We start from the raw sequence: 25,531 nt of genomic DNA on the forward strand, positions 1-25,531 counted from the left end.
ACAAATCAATCGCTTTTCTATAGCTCCGCACTAAGCTCTTCAATGGTTTTTCTAAGGAAATGACGAGGGGCTGGTTCGTCAATATCGGTATAACCAATAGGGAATACAGCGGTAAGCGTATAGCTGGTCAGCTCGGGGAAAACCTCCTTTACCTTAGGGGCATCAAACGATCCCACCCATACTGTTCTCAAGCCTACTTCGTGAACAGCCAGCAGAAGTTGTCCCCCTACAATACCAGCATCTATATCGGCATAATTATGTCCATCGTAACGGCGCACCCATGCTGCCCTTTCGTCTTCCGCTAAGATAATATACACGGGAGCCACAAAACGGATGTTACCTGCTTCGATTAGCTTTTGCCTCTTAGCCTCATCTCTCACAACAAAGAATTTCAGCGGTTGATAATTTACGGCTGTAGGTGCTAGTGTGGTAAGCTTCAACACATCCGTTATGAGTGCTTCGTCCACTGGTTTATCATTGAAAATACGGCACGAATAACGTTCTGCCGATAATAGTTTAAAGTCCATAAGTATAATTTTTAATAGTAAAAAAACTTCTTTCGAGAGCAAAGATACAGAGAAAAGTACGAATGAAAATAGCCCAAACCGTGATAAATGGTTAAGCACTATATATTTTGCACACAAAGAAAAGATAGAGAGCTGCAAAGAAAATGACAGAAACTATAGCTTTCCTTTACAATATACCATCTCTTCCAACGCTACCCACCCAGCACTCTTTATTTCTCTTAAGAACAGTTGGGCGCAGATTTCGGCATCATCGCCTGCACGGTGATGCGTGTCGTATGGTAGATACCTGCCTCGCAAATGGAAGCACGCTTACCTGTAGCTGTTTCAAAGTCGATGGCTATAAAATTTATATCGTTCATTTTGTCTATTCGTTAGATTAAGATTTACTCATACTACATAAATGTATGAATAGGAAGGACTACAAAATATAAGGCAAACAAAAAGGGGGAAACTCCTAAATCTTACGACTTTAAAAGTTACCCCCCTTATATTTTTAGCCTTCCACTTTGATAAAATAAGTTTGCTTTTAATTTGCCATCTCCGACAAGAATTTGATACGTGCCAAGCGTATTTCATCTTCAGAGAAGCTACCGTCTAGCTCGTCCATAGCGTCATCAATACTATCAGACTTGCTATCCATAAAGTAATCATAAATATCATCTATCTGATCGTCATCAAACACCTCATCTATTTCATAGTCTATATTGAGTTTTGTGCCACTATATACTATCTCTTCGATCTTTGCTAAAAGTGCTTCGTATGATAAGCTTTCACTAGAAGCAATATCATGGAGCGGAATTTTTCGGTCTATACTTTGGATAATCTTCACCTTTTGCATCGACTTCTTAGCTACCGTACGCACACGAAGCTCTTCAGGACGCTCTATCTCATTTTCCTCACAATACTTACTAATTAAGGTATAAAATTCCTTTCCATAACGTTTTGCCTTACCAGCACCCACCCCTTGGATATTCTGAAGCTCTTGCTCGTTAATGGGATACATCATTGCCATTTGCTCTAACGATACGTCTTGGAACACCACATAAGGAGGAACATCGTGCTTATGTGCCACCGTTTTACGCAAAGCCTTTAGCAAAGAGAAAAGCTCAGGATCGAGTACCGCCCCACCACCGTAAGCCTCGGCATCATTCGGTTCGTCCTTAAATTCGGCATCAAGGACGATCATAAACGACTCTGGCGACTTGATAAAGCGTTCACCTTTGGCTGTGAGCTTCAAAATACCATAGTTTTCTACGCTCTTTTTTATATAACCCAACAGCAATGCTTGGCGTACTACAGGATTCCACATCTTAACATCTACCTTCTCACCTGCACCAAAAAACGCTAGTTCGTCATGTTTATGGTCGCGAAGATCGTCAGTAGCTCTGCCCTTTACAAAGTCGATGACATACTCTTGACGGAAATTTTCCTTTAATTCTTTAATGGCTTCTAGCACAATTTTTAAAGGTTCTTTCGCCTCAATGAGTGTTTTGGGGTGGCGACAATTATCACACATACCACAGTTTTCCTTAGGATATTCCTCACCAAAATAATGAAGCAATAATTTACGACGACACACCGACGACTCTGCGTATGCCTCCGTCTCTTGCAATAACTGACGACCAATATCTTGTTCGGCAATGGGCTTGCCTTCCATAAACTTCTCTAGCTTCTTGAGGTCGTTGCGAGAATAGAATACAAGACAAATGCCCTCTTCGCCATCGCGCCCTGCTCGTCCCGTTTCTTGATAGTAGCCCTCTAGGCTTTTAGGAATATCGTAATGGATCACAAAACGCACATCAGGCTTATCGATACCCATCCCAAAGGCTATGGTAGCCACAATAACATCAATATCTTCCATTAGAAATTGATCCTGTGTTTTGGAACGTACTTCCGAGTCAAGTCCTGCATGATATGGGGCTGCCTTTATATCGTTAGCCAGCAATACGGCAGCAAGTTCTTCCACTTTCTTGCGCGATAGGCAATAGATAATACCACTCTTGCCTGTATGCTGTTTAATAAAACGGATGATTTGTTTATTGGTATCGTCCTCACTCTTTTTAGGACGTACTTCATAATAAAGGTTTGGACGATTGAAAGAACTTCTAAATTCGGCGCAACCTTCTATGCCCAAACTGCGTACAATATCCGTACGCACCTTAGCAGTGGCTGTTGCGGTTAGGGCTATGATAGGTGCTCTTCCTATCACTTCGATAGCATTGCGGATTTTACGATACTCTGGTCGGAAGTCGTGTCCCCATTCAGAGATACAATGAGCCTCATCAATAGCATAAAAACTTACCTTGACAGTTTTTAAAAATTCTATGTTATCTTCTTTATTTAACGACTCGGGAGCAACATACAACAATTTTGTTTTACCCTCACGAATATCGGTTCTTACTTTGTCAACCTCAGCTTTTTTAAGCGAAGAATTCAAGTAATGAGCTACACCATCTCCTTCACTTATACCATTGATAACATCCACTTGGTTCTTCATCAGTGCTATAAGTGGCGACACCACCACTGCAGTGCCTTCCATGATGAGCGATGGAAGCTGATAACATAGACTCTTACCTCCACCTGTAGGCATAAGAACAAAAGCATCATATCCCGCTAAAAGATGACGTATAATTGCTTCTTGCTCGCCTTTGAAGTTGTCGAAACCAAAGTAATGTTTCAGATTATCAATAAGATTTACCTCTTTAGTCATGTGAATAGAATCAGTGTTAGTGCTATCGTATTATTTGGTATTGCGATGTAAATAATAAATATCTAGGAATGGGAATAATACCCATTCACTAGATGTTCTTTATCTCAAAATTATTCTGCCGTCATCTTTTGAAGATGCGACTTATCGAGTTGTGCAACGGCATAGTCCTTGGTTACCTCAAAGCTAGTAAGCTTTTGTGAAGGAATTTCAAACATAGCGTCCATCATTACCGATTCCACGATAGAGCGTAAACCACGTGCTCCGAGTTTATACTCTACAGCTTTATCTACAATATAATCGAGTGCTTCTTCTGTGAAACTTAGTTTGATACCATCCATCGCAAAGAGTTTGATGTATTGCTTCACAATAGAGTTCTTAGGCTGCACCAATATTCGGCGCAAAGCCTCTTTATCTAACGGATTAAGATAAGTAAGAACTGGCAAACGACCGATGATTTCAGGGATCAAACCAAACGACTTTAAGTCTTGTGGTAACACATACTTCATCAAGTCTTTTTTATCAATCTTAGCCACATTTTGTACAGAGTTATATCCTACAACGTGTGTGTTCAATCGCTGAGCAATCTTGCGTTCGATACCATCGAAAGCACCTCCACAAATGAAAAGGATATTTTTTGTATCCACGTGGATATAGTCTTGATCAGGATGTTTACGACCGCCCTTTGGTGGAACGTTGACCATCGTACCTTCGAGCAATTTTAACATACCCTGCTGAACCCCCTCACCACTTACATCACGCGTAATACTTGGGTTATCGCTCTTACGGGCTATCTTATCAATTTCGTCAATGAAAACGATGCCACGCTCGGCAGCAGCCACATTATAATCAGCTACTTGGAGCAAACGAGAGAGAATACTCTCTACATCTTCGCCCACATAACCAGCCTCTGTAAACACGGTAGCGTCAACAATGGTGAAAGGAACATCGAGCAATTTAGCTATGGTGCGTGCAAGGAGGGTTTTTCCCGTACCTGTCGATCCCACCATAATAATATTACTCTTCTCTATCTCTACACCATCATCGCCTTTCTCTTGCTGCAAACGTTTATAATGATTATACACCGAAACCGACAAATAGCGTTTTGCTTCATCTTGTCCAATGATGTATTCATCGAGATATTGCTTTATTTCTTGTGGCTTTGGCACTTCCTTTAATTGGAACTTTTCACCATCTGCTTGCTGCTCTTCTGCTACCACACCTGCCTGCGTCAAGATGCGATAAGCTTGCTGTGCGCAGTCGTCGCAGATATGTCCGTGTAAACCATTGATAAGGAGTTTTACCTCCTTTTCATTTCTTCCACAAAAACTACATTTATTCTGAGCCATCTAACCCCTTTTTACTTCTTACGTATTAGAACTTCATCTATCATACCATAAGCCTTTGCTTCGTCGGCTGTCATCCAATAATTACGATCACTGTCGTTCCAAACTTTCTCAAAAGATTGGTGCGAATGGTTGCTAATGATGGTATACAGTTCTTTCTTAAACTTTTGAATTTCCTTTGCTTCTATCTCTATATCAGATGCCTGACCTTGTACACCACCTAATGGTTGGTGGATCATCACACGACTATGAGGCAAAGCCGAACGCTTACCTTCTGCACCTGCTACAAGCAAAACGGCACCCATCGAAGCTGCCATGCCTGTACAAATGGTGGCAACATCGCTAGAAATAAATTGCATAGTATCGTAAATACCCAAACCAGCAGTTACGCTACCACCGGGAGAATTGATATAGATAGAAATATCTTTACCAGAATCTACTGAGTCCAAATAGAGTAGCTGTGCCTGCAAGGTGTTAGCAGTATAATCGTCAATCTGTGTACCGAGGAAGATAATACGATCCATCATCAGACGTGAAAAAACATCCATTTGGGTAACGTTCAACTGGCGCTCCTCCAAAATATAAGGATTAAGATACTGGTCTTGTGTTTTTATCACATCATCAATCACCATACCACTCATCCCTAGATGCTGTGTAGCATACTTTCGAAAATCATTCATTCTTATTGTTTCCTTTATTAAATTAGACAAAAATAGAGGTTACTGACCTCTCCTATCGCCTGTGATATTTACAAAGATTGTGCCACCTCTAGGGGGCATAACTCATTATATCTAACACAAAGATAAGGAAAAAAATCGGTAACCTCTATATTATAAGGGATTATTTTCCCTAAAAAATAAGTCTTATTTTGCGCTTACAAGTTTGTTGAACTCCTCAAGGCTTATAGTCTTCTTATCCAATTTAACTACTTCCTTTAGCTTCTCAGACAACTTGCGATCAAGTGCAGCCTCAACGAAAGAGTCAATGTTCTCACGCTGTTTTAGCATCTCATCAGCATAGTTGGTTAAGTATTCTTCAGGAACATTAGTCATGCCATACTGTGCGAACTGCGCACGAGCCATCTGAATTGCGCTATCGCGAATATCCTTATCCTCAACCTTAATACCTTGAGCCACTGCAAGCTGTTCCTTAATCAAGTGCCATGTTAGCTCTTTAATGCTATTTTCGTAGTTCTTTTCTACAAATTCAGCACCCTTCTCTTGGTTGTTAGCAAGCATGATGCGCTTTAGTAGTTCGTCAGGGAAAGCTAGCTTACCAACCTTTTTCTCCATGTGTGTACGAACATCTTGGATAAACTTGTAGTTAGAGTCGCCTTCTAGCTGTGTTGCCAAACCATCAGCAATATGCTTGCGGAAAGCTGCCTCATCTTCAATCTTTGCATCTTCGCCATAAACGCTAACCCATAGTTCCTTGTTGTTCTCTGCATTAACAAAGCGAGATATTTCAGTGATCTGATAAGAGAAGTTGCCTGTGTGTTCTGCCACTTCTTCCTTCTTTATCTTCAACAAAGAAGATACTTCCGCATCATTCTCTGGATATGCAGCACATGGATTCCATGTGATAATATCGCCTAGCTTAGCACCGTTGAACAAGTTCTTTTGATCTTCCACCTTAATATATTGTGGCATCAAAGAAGCACCCTCTATAGTCAAACCACCCTCTAGCGTGTTGCCATTAGCATCTAGCTCACGAAGATCACCCTTCAACATATCACGCTTATCAGCATCAAACTCCTCTACTTTATCATAGTGTCCTGCACGGCTTTGGAACATTTCTACTTGCTGATCGATCATCTTGTCGTCAACTTCAATCTCGTAGTATGCCACCTTATCCTTACCACTCAATGCAGCCTTAAACTCTGGTGCTACAGCGATATCGAACATAAAGGTGTATGGTGCTTCTTTCTCTAGGTCTACAGCATCTTGCTTTTCAGAAGCCATTGGCTGACCCAACATCTGAATCTTGTTATCAGCAATATACTTTTGTAGGTTCTCGCCAAGGAGTTTGTTGACAGCATCCATCTTGAGCTGTGTACCAAATTGGCGTTTAATCAAGCCCATTGGCACCTGACCCGGACGAAAACCAGGGATGTTTGCACGCTTGCGATAGTCTTTGAGAGCTTTTTCTACTTCTTCTTTATAGTCTGCTTCTTCAACAACAATGGTCATCAAGCCATTGATCTTGTCTGGATTCTCAAATGAAATGTTCATTTCTAGCTATTTATTATATTATTTATTATTATTTTTATCAAAACCATTGACAAACTATCAGCACATAACGTGCCATAGATTATTATGAGGTGCAAAGATAGTAATTTTTTAAGCGACAGCCAATTAATAAGGTATAAAAAACGAATTATAAGCCTGTCATCTCTGCCTCTTGAGCACGTTTACGCTCATCGAGCAACTGGAAGTCTTTTTTCTGAAGCACAAAATCGGTTCCCAAATATTTCTCTTTCACCACCTTGTTAGAAGCTAATTCTTCAGGGGTGCCTTTAAAGAGAATACGACCTTCAAAGAGGAGGTAAGCACGGTCGGTAATATTCAGTGTTTCATGCACATTGTGGTCGGTAATAAGGATACCAATATTGCGAAATTTGAGTCGCCATACGATATGCTGAATATCTTCCACCGCAATAGGGTCGACACCAGCAAAAGGTTCGTCAAGCATAATAAACTTAGGGTCGATTGCCAAGCATCGTGCTATCTCACAACGACGACGCTCACCACCAGAAAGACGATCGCCAAGGTTTTTGCGTACTTTTTCCAAACGAAACTCACGGATAAGGCTTTCCATCTTCTCAATACGCGCTTCACGATTGAGCTTGGTCATCTCAAGCACACTCATAATATTGTCTTCCACACTCATTTTGCGGAACACACTCGCCTCTTGAGGCAAATAGCCTATACCTGCCTTAGCACGTTTGTACACAGGATATTTGGTTATTTCTTTATCGTCAATATATACATGACCTTCGTTAGGAACTACCAACCCTGTTGTCATATAGAAAGAAGTGGTTTTGCCTGCTCCATTAGGACCTAGCAATCCCACAATCTCGCCTTGCCGCACATTAATACTAACACCATTAGCTACTGTACGCTTACCATATCTCTTCACAAGATTTTCGGTATGGAGAACACTTCCTTCTCCTTCTGGGCGAACTACAATTTCTTCTGTTTCGTTCATTTCTGAGTTCTACTTTATTTTGCAAATGTAAGAAATTTAATTGGTTATCATTGAGCTTTTAAGGAAATTTTCAGCAACTTCAACTATCTGTTATGCTTGTATATAGTATATTTTAGCTACTTTTGCACCTAATATAATTAAACTGTAATAGATGTTTATAGTAAATTGGCTCACTAGCTTTGGTAAGTATCTTATGCTTATGGGGCGCACTTTTAGTCGTCCTGAACGTATTCGGATGTTTCTGAAATCATACATCAGAGAGATGTCGCAACTCGGTGTCGACTCCATCGGTATCGTGCTATTGATCTCTTTTTTTATAGGTGCTGTTATTTGTATTCAAATTCGCTTGAATGTGCAAAGTCCTTGGATGCCCCATTGGGTATCGGGCTATGTAACCCGCGAGATTATGTTATTGGAGTTTTCTTCTAGTATCATGTGCTTGATTTTATCGGGTAAGGTGGGGTCGAACATAGCATCAGAACTTGGTACCATGCGTGTAACTCAACAGATTGATGCTCTCGAAATTATGGGTATCAACTCGGCTAGCTACCTTATTCTCCCTAAAATTCTTGGGTTAGTTACTATTATGCCTTTCTTAGTAATCTTCTCGGCTGCCACAGGTATGCTGGGTGCTTACGCTACAGCTTATATTGGGCATATTATTTCGCCTTCCGACTTAACCGATGGTGTACAACATCAGTTTAACCAATGGTTTATGTGGATGAGTATTATTAAGAGCCTCTTCTTTGCCTTTATCATAGCGAGTGTGGCTGCTTATATGGGCTATACCGTCAAAGGTGGTTCGCAAGAGGTGGGTAAAGCATCGACTGATGCGGTGGTAACCTCGAGTGTTCTAGTGCTCTTTAGCGATGTTTTCCTTACACAAATACTTAGCTAGGCGCATCACTTTTTTAACAGATACAACTATGATTGAAGTAAAAAATCTATATAAATCATTTGGCGATAAGGAAGTTTTGAAGAATATCAGCACGGTGTTTGAAGATGGCAAAACCAACCTTATCATCGGACAGAGTGGTGCGGGTAAAACGGTATTGATGCGCTGCGTAACGGGACTGATGATCCCTACAAGTGGAGAAGTGCTATACGATGGACGCAACTTTGTAAACCTCAAGAAGAAGCTACAAGTACAGATGCGCCGAGAAATGGGTATGATCTTCCAAAGTGCAGCCCTCTTCGACTCGCAAACAGTACTCGAGAATGTGCGCTTTCCGCTAGATATGTTCTCTAACATGACTTTGCGTGAACGTCAGAAGCGTGCAATGGAATGTCTTGATCGTGTCAACCTAACGGGAGCAGAGGATAAATTCCCTGGCGAAATATCAGGGGGTATGCAGAAGCGTGTGGCTATTGCGCGTGCCATAGTGATGAAGCCTAAATACCTTTTCTGCGACGAGCCAAACTCTGGTCTTGACCCAAAGACCTCGCTAGTGATCGACGAACTGCTCACTGATATTACGCACGAGCTAAACACAACTACCATTATCAACACCCACGACATGAACTCTGTAATGGGAATTGGAGAAAACATTGTCTTTATTGCAGATGGTAGAGCCGAATGGCAAGGCGACAAAGAAAGTGTTATGACTGCCAAAAATAAGAAGTTAAACGGTCTTGTCTTTGCTTCCGATTTATTCAAAAAAGTAAAAGAAGCCGAGCTGGAAGAAGCTGAAAACAACGGCTAAACCCAAGGTTACAGCATACACAATACCATTATTTTTTTATTAAAACGCTTATTATCTTGACGAAAGAGCAACTTTCAGAGCGCAAGAGATAACCTATCGGGCAACAAAAGGTGAGCTTTTAAAAGTATTTTTAATTTATTTTTGGTAGGAGAATAAATTAAAAATAGAGCAAAAATAATTTATTTTTGCACTAAAAATCTCACGTTTTGCAAGATAATAAACAACCTTTTGCTATATAAGCAACTAGCTTTTGCTATTAAAAGGATCACTTCTCAGCAAAAAATCATTTATTCTCACATGCGCTATGGCAGAAAATTAGTGCCAGCAGATACGCTTTTAGTGCCGCCTTTTACTTCTTCTTCAACTGCGATTTGTCTATCACCACAAAGACGGTATCGACCACTCTGCCTTGTCGCCCTCCACCTCCGAAGCTGTTACGGAGCGGATTAGCAAAGTTTTTATCAAGCACGGTTACTTCGTCAATAAAGTAATCGGTTTCGCCACGATTTTGGAACAAGTTTTTAAATCCCCATGTTTCGTGGTAACGCAACTTTATTTTCCAACCCTTTACCTGTGCTTCCTTCATTAATGTGATAAGCGAATCCTGATTATCACGATCGTTATCGAACGAGAAAGAAAAAGGCTCACCACTAGTATTCATACCTGTTTGTGTCATATTCAAACGCCCTTCCCATGAGTCCCACCACACTCCCTTCTGTGTAAATTCGATTAAGTTGCCTACTTTTTCTCCATTAGAGTAGTTCTCTTTACAACTAGTGAGGAGCATACTAGAAAAGATGGCTAGTATCAACAATGACTTTTTCTGTGTTACTTTCATAATTTTCTATAATTTTGTTTTTACAGTAATCTAAAAGATATAGGAAGGCGATAGAGACAACGCACGGACTGCCCAACTTTCATAGCAGGGCTAAACTTAGGAAACTGCTTCAACACTTTTATCGCCTCTCTATCCAAGCAAGGGTCTACCGATCGCTCAATACCGATGCAGGAAATGCGTCCGTCTGTCTCTACGACAAAACTGAGTATCACACGCCCTTGAATATTACTCTCGGCAGCTTCAGGCGGGAATTGTAAATGCTCGGCTATAAACTTAAACATCGCTCCATTGCCTCCAGGAAATTCAGGCATCGTTTCACATACGGTATAGATGGGTTGAAATGGATTTTTCGTATAATCTACGGCTACATTCCAACAACCGCCAACATACCGTAGGGTAGAATTAATCCATGCCGACATCATAGGGTACTGAGCTAACATAGTTTTGTGAAGCATCTCCTCGACCTCTCTGATTACAGTCGTATCTATTTCTTTCTTGTCGAGTTGTCTAAACCTGATTTGCATATCCTGTAGCATACCACTTTGCATTCTGCCTAATCTAGCAGAAAAACCAAACTTATGCCCATCAAGTTGTTTAAACAGACCTAAAGGAAAGACGCGTTCAATAGTATCTCGCTTGAGAATATCATTCAACGACATTCCATGATAAAGCTTGTTATGCAGCTTTTTGACACCTAGGATCTTGCCTTCCATAACAGAAATATAGATTTCGTCTGTCGTGTGCCTTACGGCATCTCCTAAAATTTCAACAGGCTCACCCTCAAAGATAGAAAGCGTAGTGTTTAGCCATGTTGCTTCAATACGATTATTGTGCGTATAGACCAATAGAAGTTCTTCAAGGTTAGGAACTTTCCATAAGGATTTTTGACGATTGTTTGTTTCACTCACCACAATACTATCCAGCACCAGCATACTGTCCTTTACCGACCAATAACAAACATCGTCGTAACTATTACCGTGTTTTATATTTTTGTTAAGGTAGTTCCGTAAGACTGATACATTTACTCTATCATGATAAAGCGGACGATCATTGAGTTCATACATCTTTCCTTGCAAAAATATCTTATCGGGGACACGATAAATGTATGCCCTAATAAGGCTAAAGCAAAATGTAAATAATAGAAGTAGATATAGTTTCTTCATAAGCGGAATAACAGATAATTGGTGCTAAAATACTAAAATTTAACATCATAAGAAACGTAAAGACACTAAAAAATCCCATAACAACAAAAAATCTTGCTATTATGGGATTTTATATAGTAATGTATCTGTATTTACCGCATCAACCATTTACCATGATATTTCTCCATCGGAACAACGATTTGTTCTTGAGTAGTATCGGCATAATGCAACATAAGATAAGCACGTGCGGTACTATCTTTGACCGAGAACGTGGCGTTGACAATGGTTATAGAGTCGACCTTGGCATGATCTTTTGTGCGTGCCTCTGTGAACTTCTGCAAATTGATAGCCAACTGATCTTTATAAGTCTGTGGCAAACGCTGCGAGCGAACTTCACCGTTGATAAACGCATCAAACTTTCCTTTCACCAACTGTTCGTAATACGCTTTAGCAGCTTTGGCGGCAAAGAACCCATCTTTCGCTTCTTCGCCTTTCTTCGATCCACACGCCATAAACAATGCCGTGAGGGCAATTGCTGCTAAATATTGCCATTTATGTTGCTGCAACATACGCTCTGTCCTCCTTATTTCTGTCGGATAAAGATGTTGATTGGACTACCATGTAGATTCCAATGGGCACGAATTTGGTTTTCCAAGAAGCGGCGATACTGCTCCTTGATATACTGTGGCAAGTTGGCATAAAACACAAAGGAGGGGATTTGTGTGTTAGGAAGTTGAGAACAGTATTTAATCTTGATATATTTACCCTTTACCGACTGTGGTGGAGTAGCTTCTATAATAGGAAGCATCACCTCGTTAAGCTTGTTAGTACCAATATGCGCCTTTCGGTTTTGATATACCTCTTTAGCCGTTTCCAGCACCTTAAAGATACGCTGCTTGGTAAGTGCTGATGCAAAAATGATAGGGAAATCGACAAATGGCGCCATACGATTGCGAATGGCATTGGTAAAGGTATCTATCACCTTTTGATCCTTATCTGGCACAAGATCCCACTTGTTTACTACTACTACCAAACTCTTATTGTTACGTTGTATGAGTTGAAAAATATTCATATCCTGTGCTTCGATACCACGAGTGGCATCAATCATAAGGATACATACATCCGAATTTTCAATGCTGCGGATAGAACGCATCACAGAATAGAACTCTAAGTCCTCACTTACCTTGTTTTTACGACGAATACCTGCGGTATCAACGAGATAGAAATCGAAACCAAACTTGTTGTATCGGGTGTAAATACTGTCGCGTGTAGTACCAGCAATCTCTGTTACGATATTGCGATCTTCACCAATAAAAGCATTGATAAGGCTTGATTTACCTGCGTTAGGACGACCTACTACGGCAAAGCGTGGAATATCTTCTTCTAGTCCTTCCTCGGGTGTATCAGGCATTTTCTCTAGTAGAATATCGAGCAAATCGCCTGTTCCTCCACCTGTTTGAGCACTGATACAAATAGGATCGCCCAAACCGAGCTTATAAAATTCTGCGGAAGTATAGTATTCACCACTATTATCCACCTTATTAGCTACCAACAAAACGGGTAACTTGGTACGACGAAGAATAAGCGCTACATCCTCATCCCAGTCGGTAACACCTGTCTCTGTATCCACAACAAAGAGCACAAGGTCTGCCTCTTCGGTAGCTACAAGCACCTGCTGACGGATAGCATCTTCAAAAATATCGTCCGATTTTACTACCCAGCCACCTGTATCGACGACAGAAAATTCACGACCATTCCATGTACATTTGCCATATTGGCGGTCGCGTGTTGTACCTGCTACGTCACTAACAATAGCATGACGAGTCTTTGTTAATCTGTTGAAAAGTGTTGATTTGCCTACGTTAGGGCGACCAACAATTGCTACTAAATTTGCCATTTACTAAATGGGTCTTATTCCTCTCTCCATTACGGAAAGCGGCTAAGGTGAGGTCACGCACCTTAAATAATATTGCCGAGGAGACCATTCCTCAGCCCTCGCACTCTGCGAGAGTTAGCCCTACGTGCTAGTTAGAGCCGTTGTTAATTGAGAGTTGAGTATTGAGAAGTTTGCATATTGATAATTGCGATGGAGAAGTTGAGTTGTTCGTCTTAAATTCCTTTATATTCCTTATAGATCTCTTTTTCCCCTTCACCTTTTATCTTTCTGCAAAGGACTAAAACTCTCAATTCTTAATTACTCTGGGTTATACCCAAAATTATTCAATTCTTTTTGCGAATTGCGCCAGTCTTTATCCACCTTTACAAAGGTTTCTAGGAAGATCTTCTTATCGAAGAAACGTTCAAGACTTTTGCGAGCTTCGGTAGAAACCTTCTTGAGAGCTTGCCCCTGATGTCCAATAATAATGCCTTTCTGGCTACTACGCTCTACATAGATAACAGCATTGATATGTATTTGCTTATCATCTTCTTTGAAACGCTCTACCACGACCTCTACAGCGTAAGGTATTTCTTTGTCATAATAGCGAAGGATCTTCTCACGAATAATCTCTGATACGAAGAATTTAGCAGGCTTATCCGTCAACTGATCCTTATCGAAAAAGGCAGGACTCTCTGGTAATAGCTCATAAATGCGCTTTAAAAGAATATCAATGCCAAACTTGTTTTGTGCCGAGATGGGCAGAATTTCTGCATTGGGCAATAAAGAATGCCACTTCTCAACGAGTTCACCAAGCTTCTGCTGCTCACTTTCGTCTATCTTGTTGATGAGTAAAATGACAGGGATTTGCATCTTAGCCACTTTCTCTAAGAAATCCATATTCTTCTCAGGTTTTTCCACTACATCAGTAACATAGAGCAGAACATCAGCATCTGCTAGTGCCGACTCTGAGAATTGCAACATCATCTCCTGCATCTTATAATTCGGTTTCAACACACCGGGGGTATCGGAGAAAACAATCTGCGCATCATCGGTATTCACTATACCCATAATACGATGACGAGTAGTTTGAGCTTTAAAGGTAGCAATGCTAAGCTTCTCGCCCACCAACTGGTTCATGAGCGTACTCTTACCTACATTAGGATTACCAACGATATTTACAAAACCTGCTTTATGCATACTAATAGTGTTACTTAATAAAAGAAAATACTTCTGCTATATACTTAAAACGCATCTGTCTTAGAATTTAAGAAAGATGCGTTTATAAGTCAATATTATTAAACTATAAATAGTTCTACTTCTTAACAGCTTCGGTTGCACCATCGTATGCCCACTTAAATAGTGATGCCCCATTTACGAAACCTGCACCAAACGCAGTAAAGACAATGTTGTCGCCTTTCTTCAACTGCGACTCAAAGTCCCAAAGCACTAATGGCATACAAGCTGCACTTGTGTTACCATAACGTTGGATGTTTACAAGTACCTTTTCCATCGGAATACCTATGCGCTTAGCTACAGCCTCGATGATGCGAAGGTTGGCTTGATGGCATACAACGAAATCAACATCATCAGTAGTCATTTTGTTGCGCTCAAGCAAGGTTGCGCAATCATCACCCATTGCAGTTACAGCATAACGGAATACCGTACGACCTTCCTGATAAGTGTAATGTAAACGATGATCAACTGTGAACTGAGAAGCTGGGCTTACTGAACCACCAGCTTTAATATGCAGAAATGGAAGCCCCTTACCATCGGTGCGATTATACGAATCGACAAAACCAACACCTTCTTCAGTTGTGCCTTCTACCATAACAGCACCTGCACCATCACCGAACAAAGCGCAAGTTTGACGATCTGCATAGTCGGTTATTGATGACATTTTATCGGCACCAATTACGATAATACGTTTATAACGACTACTCTGAATCATACTACACGCAACATCTAAAGCATACATAAATCCGCAACAAGCAGCAGAGAAGTCGAATGCGTATGCATTCTTCAAACCTAGCTTACCTAGTACAATTGAGGCTGTAGATGGGTGAATATAATCAGGAGTTGTTGTTGCAACAATAATTCCATCAATAGTATCAGGATCCACTCCTGTCTTCTTGATCAAGAGTTTTGCTGCCTTGCGAGCCATATAAGAAGTACCAAGCCCCTCTTCGGTAAGAATGCGGCGTTCTGAGATACCTGTACGAGTAGTTATCCACTCGTCGCTAGTATCAACCATTCTTGACAATTCTTCATTATTGAGAACATAGTCAGGAACGTAACCAGCAACTCCTGTTATGATCGCATTGATTTTCTCCATGCTTATTCAGCTGTTTCCTTTACGACAGCAACCTTACCACGATAGTAACCACATGTAGGACATACTGTGTGATATACATAATAACCACTACAGTTAGGGCATACTGCCAATGTAGGTGCTACTGCCTTATCATGAGTTCTTCTTTTAAGGGTACGAGTCTTTGACTGTCTTCTTTTAGGATGTGCCATAATTTTTTAAATTTTAATATATTCTTATTTCTTTAATTTTAATAGAGCTTCCCAGCGCGGATCCATAGGCTTCTCATCTTCCTCACCGCTTCGGACGGCAGAGTACTCTTCAAGAGTTCGTATCATTGCAGGGTTGCATTTTCCAGGTGCATGCACATGCCTGATAGGAATATTGAGAACTATAAATTCGTAGAGGTACCATGCTACATCGAGTATTCCTTCGTCCTCGGCCACCGTAACAAGGTCGTCCTCTTCTGAGCTTTCTTTTCCAAGTTTAACTTCAAGGTATTCATGCACCTCGATCGACTGATCCATCGGATCAAGACAAACATCGCAAGGAACTACGATAGTACCTGTCTCATGAACTTCTAACGAAAAGAATTCGTCTTGTACACGTGTTATATCAAGCTTCACGTGAACACAACCACCACTCACCTCATCCGCCTCAATCGCAGTAAAGTAAGTGTCATCAAGATCGAAAGATACCCTATTTAGTCCATCTTTCAAACCCTTTAAATCGATTTTAAGGTCTTGTAAGTCCATAATCGGGTTGCAAAGTTACGAATATTTTTGTGATTATGAAGAAGATAAGTATAAAAAAACTAATAAACACCTTATATTAACAGAGTTATAGGATAATAAAACGGTTTTATACACTAGCTTATTGCCAACTACATACTTATACATAACTATTGCTGTCTGATAAAACTTTTTGATACCCTATAAATTTAGGGCTGACTCCTTCATTAGGAATCAGCCCTTTTTAGTATGTCACTAAGATGAAGAGTAACTTAAAATACAAAATCATCAGTGACACTATGTATCAAACGCCTGACGGACTGATGGAAGTGAGGATACTGGTCGTGACGCTTACAAAAAAGCAGAAAGGAGACACTGACATTGTACATCAGGCAAGAATCATTACTTTCGTTAATACAACTAAGAAAGCGCCTAAGCAAATATCGCTTCTTACGAATGATATGGAGTTAGATCCTAACGACATTATCTTGATTTATCGTAAAAGGTGGGAAATAGAGTTACTTTTCAAGCAATTAAAGCAGAATTTCCCGCTTCGCTACTTCTATGGAGAGAGCGAGAATGCCATCAAGATACAAATTTGGATTACCTTGATAGCCAACTTACTGCTCTGTTATGTGTTGAAGAGGCTACTTCGAATCCACCACCGATGCCGTTATTCAGGGAATGGGGCTTGGAATTAAAAAAACATGCTTCAACACCATAAAATAAGGGGCTGAAGTATGAGTTATGAGAAATATAAAGTTTTATCGGACAGCAATAAATAAAATTAAATCATAAAAGTATAAGCAGACAACACACAAAAAAAAGTCCTGATTACTTTTCAGTAATCAGGACTTCTACTTGCTATAAAAAAAGGCAGCCTCCTACTCTCCCACATTGCATTGCAGTACCATCGGCGCAAACGGGCTTAACTTCTCTGTTCGGAATGGGAAGAGGTGGAACCCCGTCGCAATAACCACCTAAATAACGGTGACATATTGTAACTAATAAACTATAAGAGTAGAATACTATCTACTGTCCTAGAAATCAACAGCTCAAAGAATGAACCACTGTGCCACTAGGGAATATTACCCTAGAAAGCACCGAAGAAAGTTTCGGGCAATTAGTAGTGCTCGGCTTTGACGTCACCGTCTGTACACCTACACCCTATCAACGTCATCGTCTATGACGACCCTTATGAGGAGTTCTCATCTCGCGGAAGGCTTCGCACTTAGATGCTTTCAGCGCTTATCCATACCAGACTCAGATACCCAGCAGTGCACCTGGCGGCACAACTGGTAAACCGGAGGTCTGTCCAACACGGTCCTCTCGTACTAGTGTCAGCACCACTCAAAACTCCAACGCCCACGATAGATAGAGACCGAACTGTCTCACGACGTTCTGAACCCAGCTCGCGTGCCACTTTAATGGGCGAACAGCCCAACCCTTGGGACCTTCTCCAGCCCCAGGATGTGACGAGCCGACATCGAGGTGCCAAACCACCCCGTCGATATGAGCTCTTGGGGGGGATCAGCCTGTTATCCCCGGAGTACCTTTTATCCTTTGAGCGACGGAGTTTCCATACACATCCGCCGGATCACTATGCCCTAGTTTCCTACCTGCTCGGCATGTCTGCCTCCCAGTCAAGCACCCTTATGCCATTACACTCCATGAGGTCGGTTACCAATCGACCTGAGGGTACCTTTGGAAGCCTCCGTTACGCTTTTGGAGGCGACCACCCCAGTCAAACTACCCACCAAACAATGTCCGCACATAAAGCGCGTTAGACCTCAGACAGCCAAAGGGCCGTATTTCAAGGATGGCTCCACAAACGCTGGCGCGCCCGCTTCAAAGCCTCCGGCCTATCCTACACATCGGATGACCAAGGTCAATGCTAAGCTGTAGTAAAGGTTCACGGGGTCTTTTCGTCCCATCGCGGGTAATCGGCATCTTCACCGATACTACAATTTCACTGAGATCATGGTTGAGACAGCGTCCAGATCATTACACCATTCGTGCAGGTCGGAACTTACCCGACAAGGAATTTCGCTACCTTAGGACCGTTATAGTTACGGCCGCCGTTTACTGGGGCTTCAATTCAAACCGTCGATTTACATCTAAGCTCTCCTCTTAACCTTCCAGCACCGGGCAGGTGTCAGGCTGTATACATCATCTTTCGAGTTAGCACAGCCCTGTGTTTTTGTTAAACAGTTGCCTGGACCTATTCTCTGCGCCTCGTATAGCTAAATACGAGGACCCTTTATCCCGAAGTTACAGGGTCAATTTGCCTAGTTCCTTAACCATGAATCTCTCAACGCCTTAGTATATTCTACCCGACCACGTGTGTCCGTTTGCGGTACGAGTTGCTTAAATATTAACGCTAGCGGATTTTCTCGGGAGTATGATTACCTGTACTATCAACTTTCTCCGAGGAGAATGTTGTACTTTCTATTCTCAGCTCAAGGTGTGGATTTGCCTGCACCTATCAATGCCTAAAATATTAAACGTCCATGTCCGTCAGGACGCGACAGTGTCACTGCTCCGTCTCCACTTCACTATATAAGCAAGTTGAGGAATATTAACCTCATCTGCCATCGCCTGCTCCGTTCGGATGAGACTTAGGACTCGACTAACCCCGGGCTGATTGGCATCGCCCGGGAAACCTCGGTCTTTCGGCGAAAGGGAATCTAACCCTTTTTATCGTTACTTATACCTACATTTGCTTTTCCATAAGCTCCAACAAACCTTACGGTCTATATTCTGCGCCGATGGAATGCTCCCCTACCGATACTTTTTATATACAATACTATCCCGCACCTTCGGTATCTGACTTAATACCCGATTATTATCCATGCACGGACCCTCGACTAGTGAGCTGTTACGCACTCTTTGAATGAATGGCTGCTTCCAAGCCAACATCCTAGCTGTCACGGGGACCACACTTCGTTAGACTAACTTAGACAGAATTTCGGGACCTTAGATGACGGTCTGGATTCTTCTCCTCTCGGGGACGGACCTTAGCACCCGCCCCCTTACTGCACTACTGCAAAACATAAGCATTCGGAGTTCGTCAGGTCGCAATAGGCGGTGAAGCCCTCTTGACCTATCGGTCGCTCTACCTCTTATGCTGATCGTAGCACGCGGCACCTAAATGCCTTTCGGGGAGTACGAGCTATCTCCAAGTTTGATTGGCCTTTCACTCCTACACTCACCTCATCCAGAAGCTTTTCAACGCTTATTGGTGCGGTCCTCCATTCGGTGTTACCCGAACTTCAACCTGGGTAAGTGTAGATCACTTGGTTTCGCGTCTACCCCATCTGACTATAACGCCCTGTTCAGGCTCGCTTTCACTATGGATGCGTGACTGAATCACTTATCCTTGCCAGACATGGTAACTCGTAGGTTCATTATGCAAAAGGCACGCCGTCACAAATTACTTTGCTCCGACCGCTTGTAGGCGCATGGTTTCAGGAACTATTTCACTCTCCTCGCGGAGTGCTTTTCACCTTTCCTTCACAGTACTCGTTCACTATCGGTCTCATGGGAGTATTTAGCCTTACCGGATGGGCCCGGCTGATTCGCGCAGAATTACACGTGTTCCGCGGTACTCAGGATACCACTATGCTAAGTCGCACTTCGAGTACAGGACTATCACCTTCTATGGTTATTCTTTCCAGAATATTCTTCTCGATTGACTTAATACAATGTCGTGGTCCTACAACCCCTATGGCGCATTGCTACGTCATAGGTTTGGGCTACTTCCCGTTCGCTCGCCACTACTAGGGAAATCATTAAATTATTTTCTCTTCCTACAGGTACTAAGATGTTTCAGTTCCCTGCGTTAGCTCTCTTACATTGCAAGAGTAACGTGTCTTCAACACGCTAGGTTGTCCCATTCGGAAATCTTCGGATCAAAGATTATTTGCATCTACCCGAAGCTTATCGCAGCTTATCACGTCCTTCATCGCCTCCATGAGCCAAGGCATCCGCCATGCGCCCTTTCTTACTTTCTTCGCTCGACTCTAATTGACAGTAAATTAATACCGCAAAAAGAGTATGTAGCTCATACTTTCAGCTGTTGTGTGATTTCTATTAAAAGAAATGGAATTCTTTTCTTAGAAACTATTTATTATAATAATATTATAAAAAAACAGTTCATACTTACAGTTTATTCATTGTTCCAATATGTCAAAGATCGTAAAGACTACTCTATAAAAAATAGAGATTTTATAGTCTAATGTGGAGAATAACGGATTCGAACCGTTGACCCCCTGCGTGCAAGGCAGGTGCTCTAGCCAGCTGAGCTAATCCCCCAAGGGGTTTATATTTACTTTATACAGAGTATCGTTATTTGTTCGTTTAAGGTGATATTAAATCCTCAATACTAGAATGAGAACAACACACACACTTCTACGAGTTAAGAAGTAGTCCCAGGCAGACTTGAACTGCCGACCTCCACATTATCAGTGTGGCGCTCTAACCAACTGAGCTATAGGACTGAGTTGGAAAAAGCCATGCGGCTCTTGCCTAGCTTCCTTATACGCTGAAATAAAGTATATAATACAGATTACTCGCAGTACAAGAAGAAAACAAACCAATTTATATTGATAACAATAATATATTGATAAAAATATATCGGTTACTTTAATCTTGTTGCCAAATGTTTGGCTACTTTAGCAAGGTTTTACATCCTGCTCCAGAAAGGAGGTGTTCCAGCCGCACCTTCCGGTACGGCTACCTTGTTACGACTTAGCCCCAATTACCAGTTTTGCCCTAGGTCGATCCTTACGGTCACGAACTTCAGGCACCCCCGGCTTTCATGGCTTGACGGGCGGTGTGTACAAGGCCCGGGAACGTATTCACCGCGCCATGGCTGATGCGCGATTACTAGCGAATCCAGCTTCGTGGGGTCGGGTTGCAGACCCCAGTCCGAACTGAGAATGGTTTTAAGGATTAGATCGTATTTGCACACGACCAACTATCTGTACCACCCATTGTAACACGTGTGTAGCCCCGGACGTAAGGGCCGTGCTGATTTGACGTCATCCCCACCTTCCTCACACCTTACGGTGGCAGTATCTCCAGAGTGCCCAGCAGAACCTGATGGCAACTAAAGAAAGGGGTTGCGCTCGTTATGGCACTTAAGCCGACACCTCACGGCACGAGCTGACGACAACCATGCAGCACCTTCACAGATGTCCCGAAAGACCTCATTATCTCTAAATCGTTCATCTGCAATTCAAGCCCGGGTAAGGTTCCTCGCGTATCATCGAATTAAACCACATGTTCCTCCGCTTGTGCGGGCCCCCCGTCAATTCCTTTGAGTTTCACCGTTGCCGGCGTACTCCCCCAGGTGGGATGCTTAATGCTTTCGCTTAGCCGCTAACACTAGGTGCTAACAGCGGGCATCCATCGTTTACTGTGCGGACTACCAGGGTATCTAATCCTGTTCGATACCCGCACCTTCGAGCTTCAGCGTCAGTTGCGCTCCCGTAAGCTGCCTTCGCAATCGGAGTTCTTCATGATATCTAAGCATTTCACCGCTACACCATGAATTCCGCCTACGTTGTGCGCACTCAAGTCTGACAGTTCGCGCTGCAATCTAGAAGTTGAGCTCCTACATTTCACAACACGCTTACCAAACGGCCTACGCTCCCTTTAAACCCAATAAATCCGGATAACGCCCGAACCTTCCGTATTACCGCGGCTGCTGGCACGGAATTAGCCAGTCCTTATTCATATGGTACCTGCAAAAGGGAACACGTTCCCCACTTTATCCCCATATAAAAGCAGTTTACAACCCATAGGGCCGTCATCCTGCACGCTACTTGGCTGGTTCAGACTTGCGTCCATTGACCAATATTCCTCACTGCTGCCTCCCGTAGGAGTTTGGACCGTGTCTCAGTTCCAATGTGGGGGACCTTCCTCTCAGAACCCCTACTGATCGTTGCCTTGGTGGGCCGTTACCCCGCCAACAAGCTAATCAGACGCATCCCCATCCATAACCGATAAATCTTTATTCGTAATCTCATGAGATCAAACGAATACATAAGGTATTAGTCCAACTTTCGCTGGGTTATCCCTTAGTTATGGGTAGGTTGGATACGCGTTACTCACCCGTGCGCCGGTCGCCGACATAAATAGCAAGCTATCTATTCGCTGCCCCTCGACTTGCATGTGTTAAGCCTATAGCTAGCGTTCATCCTGAGCCAGGATCAAACTCTCCATTGTAAAATATCATTATAATGTATATCACTAAAAAAAATAGTGATAACGTTTGTATCTATAGCTCGAATGTATCCTAAATTCTAAAGTATCAAGTTTAAAAGCACCCTTGTTAAATAAATCAACGGTTTGTTTTTTACCAATGTACATAAAAAATATGCACTATTGCTTCTTGTACTACTTTGTCTGTTATGTAAATCTTTTCAAAGAACTCTTTCTTGTTGTGCCTAAACGAATTGTGAATGACTCATTTCGTAAAAGCGAGTGCAAAGGTATAGAGTTTAGAACAAAACACCAAACTTTAATAAGAAAAAAGTGAGAAAAAAGTTGATTTTCTACCTCAAAATAGAAGAAAAGAGGAAATACACATTATAATATATATAGAATATGATTACCACAAAAGCTAGCACTAAGTAATGATAATATACTAAAAAGAGCAGGAAGCCATATTGCAAATTGTATAAATAAATTCTTAAACAAACTCCTACAGATACCCCAAAAAATAGAAGTAAAAATACACTGATAATCAAATACTTAAAAAGGTAAAAAGAAAAGATAACCTTTTACGCTGTAAAAGATAGCCTTTTGCACCATAAAAGATCACCTTTTGACGAGTAAAAGATGATGTTTTGGAAACAAAAACAGTACCTAGCTATTAGCAGTAAAATAATTTCAAGTATTAGTTCTATATATCATTTAATGATTCTTATAAATGCAGAATTACATTCCTTTTAAAGAAGTACTCATGAGGTAAAAAAAGCAAAAGACAAAAAATAATATTCATAAAACATTAGCAAATATCGAATCTTTTTTCTACTTTTGTCCCTAAACATTTAAAACGTATTAAAAACTATATCTTATGAAAAATTTAGATTGGGCTAGTTTGTCATTTGGTTATCTACCAACCGATTACAATGTTCGATGCTACTATCGCGATGGCAAATGGGGTGAAATTGAAGTAAGTTCAGACGAGTATTTAAAGCTACATATGGCAGCTACATGCTTGCATTATGGTCAGGAGGCTTTTGAAGGGCTAAAAGCTTATCGCTGCCCTGATGGAAAAGTTCGCTTATTCCGTGTAGAAGAAAATGCTGCTCGCTTGCAAAGCACTTGCCGTGGTATTGTTATGCCAGAAGTTCCTACAGAGCTTTTTGTTGAAATGGCGGAAAAAGTTGTTAGACTCAACCAAGAATATATCCCAACCTATGAGAGTGGTGCTACTCTTTATCTTCGTCCATTGCTCATTGGCACAGGTGCTAACGTTGGTGTTAAGCCTTCATCAGAGTATTTATTTATGATTTTTGCAACACCTGTTGGTCCTTATTTCAAGGGAGGTTTCTCTTCTAATCCTTATGTTATTATGCGCGACTTCGACCGTGCAGCTCCTCTTGGTACAGGTATTTACAAAGTAGGTGGCAACTATGCGGCTTCTTTGAAGGCTAACCAATTAGCTCACGAGAAAGGTTATGCTTCCGAGTTCTACCTAGACTCTAAGGAAAAGAAATATGTTGACGAGTGTGGCGCAGCCAACTTCTTTGGCATCAAAGAAAATACTTATGTAACTCCTAAGTCATCATCAATTCTTCCTTCTATCACTAACAAGAGCTTGATGCAAATTGCAGAGGATCTTGGTATGAAAGTAGAGCGTCGTCCTATCCCAGAAGAAGAACTAGAGACTTTTGAAGAGGCAGGTGCATGCGGTACAGCAGCTGTTATCTCTCCTATCTCTCATCTTGACGATCTTGAGACGGGTAAGGTTTATAATTTTGGAGAAAAACCGGGACCATGGTCAACCAAACTATACGAAACCCTTCGTGGCATCCAATACGGTACTGTAGAGGATAAGCACAGCTGGACAAGGGTCGTAATTGAATAACAACATTTTCCCTCCTACCTCACTTTTAAAAGAAGTAGGAGGTGAAAGTTTTTTAAGTTTTAACAATGCCATTACCCACTAAAATACTACTTACTTTTATTTCTCAATGGAATTCCCTTAAAAATATCCAAAAAGCTGCTGAACAAAAAGGAAAAGAGCAGAGTTTTAATGACGAAATAGAAAAGCAAGAACAGATAAATAACGAAGAAGATGATCTTTCTGCGCCCCCAAAACTATTATGACAGAGGCACAACCGATTTCTTTCAATATGATTATGGAGTAGATGACGAGAATAATTAGTTATGGCTTAAAAACTACTTATATATTTGATTTACAGCAAATTATATAGTAAATTATTTACTTATATCTGCAATATTTCTTATCTTTACTGTATAAATCTTGCAGATATTTATATTTAAACGTACATCTAAACAGCTCTCTTTATTCTCTTCTTTGGAGGATATGCTTAATCATAAACATCCTCTTTTCCAACTTAGTCATAAGATTAATTGGCAGACTTTTGATGATGCCTTTTCGCCTTTGTATTGTAGTACAAACGGTCGTCCTAACCATCCTATTCGCTTAATGTGTGGTCTTTTGATCTTAAAACATTTGCATAATGTATCAGATGAAAGTGTTGTTCTACAGTGGAGTGAGAATGCTTACTACCAATACTTTTGTGGGCAATTAGAATTTACTCCCAAAGAGCCGTGCGATGTATCAGAAAAAGTTAGCGTGAAGTTCGCTTTTACAAAATCCACGCTAAAATATAGTTTTTAAGGAACGACTAAATAAGAAAATTATGTAGGAAGTAAACTGCAACCTCCTACATGATTTAAATTATATTTTAACAAGTACATATATCCTTATTTTGATTTCTTAACAAACAGCTTTCCATCAATATAGAACGTTTCATCAGTTAGAGTACAGCTCGTATGTCCTATCGTTAAAACATCCTTATCTACCTTATAAGAATATATTTCGAGTCTTCGAGAAATCTTTGGGTCAGTAGAAATTTAGTGGGGATATCCATATAGTTTAC

At 41.3% G+C, this 25,531-nt stretch carries 20 protein-coding genes, 2 tRNA genes, 3 rRNA genes and 1 pseudogene; 6 read left to right on the forward strand and 20 right to left on the reverse strand.

Features of this window, described 5'->3' with window-relative positions; translation table 11 throughout:
* Window positions 1-17: 17 nt before the first annotated feature.
* From PREBIDRAFT_RS03945 to lptB, 7 genes are all read right to left on the reverse strand, one after another.
* Window positions 18-527, reverse strand: a complete 510-nt coding sequence (locus PREBIDRAFT_RS03945; protein WP_004338628.1) for a nitroreductase family protein — start codon at window positions 525-527, stop codon at window positions 18-20.
* A 218-nt stretch (window positions 528-745) separates the two neighbouring features.
* Window positions 746-886 (reverse strand): hypothetical protein, encoded by a 141-nt coding sequence (locus tag PREBIDRAFT_RS11580; protein ID WP_004338627.1) that lies wholly within the window; start codon window positions 884-886, stop codon window positions 746-748.
* 167 nt (window positions 887-1,053) lie between these two features.
* Entirely contained in the window at window positions 1,054-3,237 is a 2,184-nt protein-coding gene (recQ, locus tag PREBIDRAFT_RS03950; protein ID WP_004338626.1) for a DNA helicase RecQ, read from the reverse strand.
* 110 nt (window positions 3,238-3,347) lie between these two features.
* The gene (gene clpX / locus PREBIDRAFT_RS03955) at window positions 3,348-4,583 is read right to left on the reverse strand and encodes an ATP-dependent Clp protease ATP-binding subunit ClpX (protein WP_004338625.1); all 1,236 of its coding nucleotides are present in this window, start codon (window positions 4,581-4,583) and stop codon (window positions 3,348-3,350) included.
* Between the two features lie 11 nt (window positions 4,584-4,594).
* Window positions 4,595-5,260 (reverse strand): ATP-dependent Clp endopeptidase proteolytic subunit ClpP, encoded by a 666-nt coding sequence (clpP, locus tag PREBIDRAFT_RS03960; protein ID WP_004338624.1) that lies wholly within the window; start codon window positions 5,258-5,260, stop codon window positions 4,595-4,597.
* 183 nt (window positions 5,261-5,443) lie between these two features.
* Window positions 5,444-6,811 (reverse strand): trigger factor, encoded by a 1,368-nt coding sequence (gene tig, locus PREBIDRAFT_RS03965; RefSeq protein ID WP_004338623.1) that lies wholly within the window; start codon window positions 6,809-6,811, stop codon window positions 5,444-5,446.
* A 145-nt stretch (window positions 6,812-6,956) separates the two neighbouring features.
* Window positions 6,957-7,787 (reverse strand): LPS export ABC transporter ATP-binding protein, encoded by an 831-nt coding sequence (gene lptB, locus PREBIDRAFT_RS03970; RefSeq protein ID WP_004338622.1) that lies wholly within the window; start codon window positions 7,785-7,787, stop codon window positions 6,957-6,959.
* Between the two features lie 151 nt (window positions 7,788-7,938).
* On the opposite strand from lptB, the gene PREBIDRAFT_RS03975 reads away from it, so the two are divergent.
* Together PREBIDRAFT_RS03975 and PREBIDRAFT_RS03980 are read left to right on the forward strand one after the other, a co-directional pair.
* Complete coding sequence (locus tag PREBIDRAFT_RS03975; protein WP_004338621.1) at window positions 7,939-8,685, forward strand: MlaE family ABC transporter permease; 747 nt, start codon at window positions 7,939-7,941, stop codon at window positions 8,683-8,685.
* 28 nt (window positions 8,686-8,713) lie between these two features.
* Window positions 8,714-9,490: an ABC transporter ATP-binding protein gene (locus PREBIDRAFT_RS03980; protein ID WP_004338620.1), complete on the forward strand. Its 777-nt coding sequence runs from the start codon at window positions 8,714-8,716 to the stop codon at window positions 9,488-9,490.
* Between the two features lie 349 nt (window positions 9,491-9,839).
* Here the strand turns inward: PREBIDRAFT_RS03980 and PREBIDRAFT_RS03985 are convergent, their stop codons facing one another.
* The 8 genes from PREBIDRAFT_RS03985 to PREBIDRAFT_RS04020 form a co-directional block, all read right to left on the reverse strand.
* Window positions 9,840-10,328 (reverse strand): hypothetical protein, encoded by a 489-nt coding sequence (locus PREBIDRAFT_RS03985; protein ID WP_004338618.1) that lies wholly within the window; start codon window positions 10,326-10,328, stop codon window positions 9,840-9,842.
* Between the two features lie 20 nt (window positions 10,329-10,348).
* Window positions 10,349-11,392: an energy transducer TonB gene (locus tag PREBIDRAFT_RS10790; protein ID WP_162010940.1), complete on the reverse strand. Its 1,044-nt coding sequence runs from the start codon at window positions 11,390-11,392 to the stop codon at window positions 10,349-10,351.
* A 230-nt stretch (window positions 11,393-11,622) separates the two neighbouring features.
* The gene (locus PREBIDRAFT_RS03995; RefSeq protein WP_004338613.1) at window positions 11,623-12,039 is read right to left on the reverse strand and encodes a hypothetical protein; all 417 of its coding nucleotides are present in this window, start codon (window positions 12,037-12,039) and stop codon (window positions 11,623-11,625) included.
* A 14-nt stretch (window positions 12,040-12,053) separates the two neighbouring features.
* Window positions 12,054-13,367, reverse strand: a complete 1,314-nt coding sequence (der, locus tag PREBIDRAFT_RS04000; RefSeq protein ID WP_004338612.1) for a ribosome biogenesis GTPase Der — start codon at window positions 13,365-13,367, stop codon at window positions 12,054-12,056.
* A gap of 297 nt (window positions 13,368-13,664) precedes the next feature.
* Window positions 13,665-14,546 (reverse strand): GTPase Era, encoded by an 882-nt coding sequence (era, locus tag PREBIDRAFT_RS04005; protein WP_004338610.1) that lies wholly within the window; start codon window positions 14,544-14,546, stop codon window positions 13,665-13,667.
* Between the two features lie 115 nt (window positions 14,547-14,661).
* Window positions 14,662-15,681, reverse strand: a complete 1,020-nt coding sequence (locus PREBIDRAFT_RS04010; protein ID WP_004338608.1) for a beta-ketoacyl-ACP synthase III — start codon at window positions 15,679-15,681, stop codon at window positions 14,662-14,664.
* Window positions 15,682-15,683: 2 nt separating this feature from the next.
* Complete coding sequence (rpmF, locus tag PREBIDRAFT_RS04015) at window positions 15,684-15,869, reverse strand: 50S ribosomal protein L32 (RefSeq protein WP_004338606.1); 186 nt, start codon at window positions 15,867-15,869, stop codon at window positions 15,684-15,686.
* 24 nt (window positions 15,870-15,893) lie between these two features.
* A complete protein-coding gene (locus tag PREBIDRAFT_RS04020; protein WP_004338605.1) occupies window positions 15,894-16,412 on the reverse strand; it encodes a YceD family protein in 519 nt (172 codons plus the stop codon).
* 236 nt (window positions 16,413-16,648) lie between these two features.
* Between PREBIDRAFT_RS04020 and PREBIDRAFT_RS04025 the strand changes: the two genes are divergently transcribed.
* Complete coding sequence (locus PREBIDRAFT_RS04025) at window positions 16,649-17,089, forward strand: transposase (protein ID WP_004338603.1); 441 nt, start codon at window positions 16,649-16,651, stop codon at window positions 17,087-17,089.
* A 170-nt stretch (window positions 17,090-17,259) separates the two neighbouring features.
* Here the strand turns inward: PREBIDRAFT_RS04025 and rrf are convergent.
* From rrf to PREBIDRAFT_RS04050, 5 genes are all read right to left on the reverse strand, one after another.
* A 5S ribosomal RNA gene (gene rrf / locus PREBIDRAFT_RS04030) occupies window positions 17,260-17,372 on the reverse strand.
* Window positions 17,373-17,492: 120 nt separating this feature from the next.
* Window positions 17,493-20,401 (reverse strand): 23S ribosomal RNA (locus tag PREBIDRAFT_RS04035).
* A gap of 227 nt (window positions 20,402-20,628) precedes the next feature.
* Window positions 20,629-20,702, reverse strand: a tRNA-Ala gene (locus PREBIDRAFT_RS04040).
* Window positions 20,703-20,813: 111 nt separating this feature from the next.
* A tRNA-Ile gene (locus PREBIDRAFT_RS04045) sits at window positions 20,814-20,887 on the reverse strand.
* Window positions 20,888-21,088: 201 nt separating this feature from the next.
* Window positions 21,089-22,619: ribosomal RNA gene (locus tag PREBIDRAFT_RS04050) — 16S ribosomal RNA — on the reverse strand.
* Together the 16S, 23S and 5S rRNA genes with 2 tRNA genes alongside form the textbook arrangement of a ribosomal RNA operon.
* Window positions 22,620-23,472: 853 nt before the next feature.
* On the opposite strand from PREBIDRAFT_RS04050, the gene PREBIDRAFT_RS04055 reads away from it, so the two are divergent.
* The 3 genes and pseudogenes from PREBIDRAFT_RS04055 to PREBIDRAFT_RS04060 all read left to right on the forward strand — a co-directional run.
* A complete protein-coding gene (locus PREBIDRAFT_RS04055; RefSeq protein WP_004337278.1) occupies window positions 23,473-24,489 on the forward strand; it encodes a branched-chain amino acid aminotransferase in 1,017 nt (338 codons plus the stop codon).
* A gap of 65 nt (window positions 24,490-24,554) precedes the next feature.
* A complete protein-coding gene (locus PREBIDRAFT_RS11400; protein ID WP_004339289.1) occupies window positions 24,555-24,731 on the forward strand; it encodes a hypothetical protein in 177 nt (58 codons plus the stop codon).
* A gap of 169 nt (window positions 24,732-24,900) precedes the next feature.
* Window positions 24,901-25,221, forward strand: a pseudogene (locus PREBIDRAFT_RS04060) (transposase); the annotation flags it as partial.
* Window positions 25,222-25,531 lie beyond the last annotated feature (310 nt).

This window comes from Prevotella bivia DSM 20514, from assembly GCF_000262545.1.
Lineage (GTDB): Bacteria > Bacteroidota > Bacteroidia > Bacteroidales > Bacteroidaceae > Prevotella > Prevotella bivia.

What these genes read in the sequence shown, in the direction of transcription:
- PREBIDRAFT_RS10790 (WP_162010940.1), bottom strand. Translation starts at nt 11,392, where the DNA reads ATGTATGAACTCAATGATCGTCCGCTTTATCATGATAGAGTAAATGTA.
- PREBIDRAFT_RS03980 (WP_004338620.1), top strand. Translation starts at nt 8,714, where the DNA reads ATGATTGAAGTAAAAAATCTATATAAATCATTTGGCGATAAGGAAGTT.
- der (WP_004338612.1), bottom strand. Translation starts at nt 13,367, where the DNA reads ATGGCAAATTTAGTAGCAATTGTTGGTCGCCCTAACGTAGGCAAATCA.
- PREBIDRAFT_RS03985 (WP_004338618.1), bottom strand. Translation starts at nt 10,328, where the DNA reads ATGAAAGTAACACAGAAAAAGTCATTGTTGATACTAGCCATCTTTTCT.
- PREBIDRAFT_RS04020 (WP_004338605.1), bottom strand. Translation starts at nt 16,412, where the DNA reads ATGGACTTACAAGACCTTAAAATCGATTTAAAGGGTTTGAAAGATGGA.
- clpX (WP_004338625.1), bottom strand. Translation starts at nt 4,583, where the DNA reads ATGGCTCAGAATAAATGTAGTTTTTGTGGAAGAAATGAAAAGGAGGTA.
- recQ (WP_004338626.1), bottom strand. Translation starts at nt 3,237, where the DNA reads ATGACTAAAGAGGTAAATCTTATTGATAATCTGAAACATTACTTTGGT.
- PREBIDRAFT_RS11400 (WP_004339289.1), top strand. Translation starts at nt 24,555, where the DNA reads ATGCCATTACCCACTAAAATACTACTTACTTTTATTTCTCAATGGAAT.
- PREBIDRAFT_RS11580 (WP_004338627.1), bottom strand. Translation starts at nt 886, where the DNA reads ATGAACGATATAAATTTTATAGCCATCGACTTTGAAACAGCTACAGGT.
- lptB (WP_004338622.1), bottom strand. Translation starts at nt 7,787, where the DNA reads ATGAACGAAACAGAAGAAATTGTAGTTCGCCCAGAAGGAGAAGGAAGT.
- PREBIDRAFT_RS03995 (WP_004338613.1), bottom strand. Translation starts at nt 12,039, where the DNA reads ATGTTGCAGCAACATAAATGGCAATATTTAGCAGCAATTGCCCTCACG.
- PREBIDRAFT_RS03945 (WP_004338628.1), bottom strand. Translation starts at nt 527, where the DNA reads ATGGACTTTAAACTATTATCGGCAGAACGTTATTCGTGCCGTATTTTC.
- PREBIDRAFT_RS04025 (WP_004338603.1), top strand. Translation starts at nt 16,649, where the DNA reads ATGAAGAGTAACTTAAAATACAAAATCATCAGTGACACTATGTATCAA.
- PREBIDRAFT_RS03975 (WP_004338621.1), top strand. Translation starts at nt 7,939, where the DNA reads ATGTTTATAGTAAATTGGCTCACTAGCTTTGGTAAGTATCTTATGCTT.
- clpP (WP_004338624.1), bottom strand. Translation starts at nt 5,260, where the DNA reads ATGAATGATTTTCGAAAGTATGCTACACAGCATCTAGGGATGAGTGGT.
- rpmF (WP_004338606.1), bottom strand. Translation starts at nt 15,869, where the DNA reads ATGGCACATCCTAAAAGAAGACAGTCAAAGACTCGTACCCTTAAAAGA.
- era (WP_004338610.1), bottom strand. Translation starts at nt 14,546, where the DNA reads ATGCATAAAGCAGGTTTTGTAAATATCGTTGGTAATCCTAATGTAGGT.
- tig (WP_004338623.1), bottom strand. Translation starts at nt 6,811, where the DNA reads ATGAACATTTCATTTGAGAATCCAGACAAGATCAATGGCTTGATGACC.
- PREBIDRAFT_RS04055 (WP_004337278.1), top strand. Translation starts at nt 23,473, where the DNA reads ATGAAAAATTTAGATTGGGCTAGTTTGTCATTTGGTTATCTACCAACC.
- PREBIDRAFT_RS04010 (WP_004338608.1), bottom strand. Translation starts at nt 15,681, where the DNA reads ATGGAGAAAATCAATGCGATCATAACAGGAGTTGCTGGTTACGTTCCT.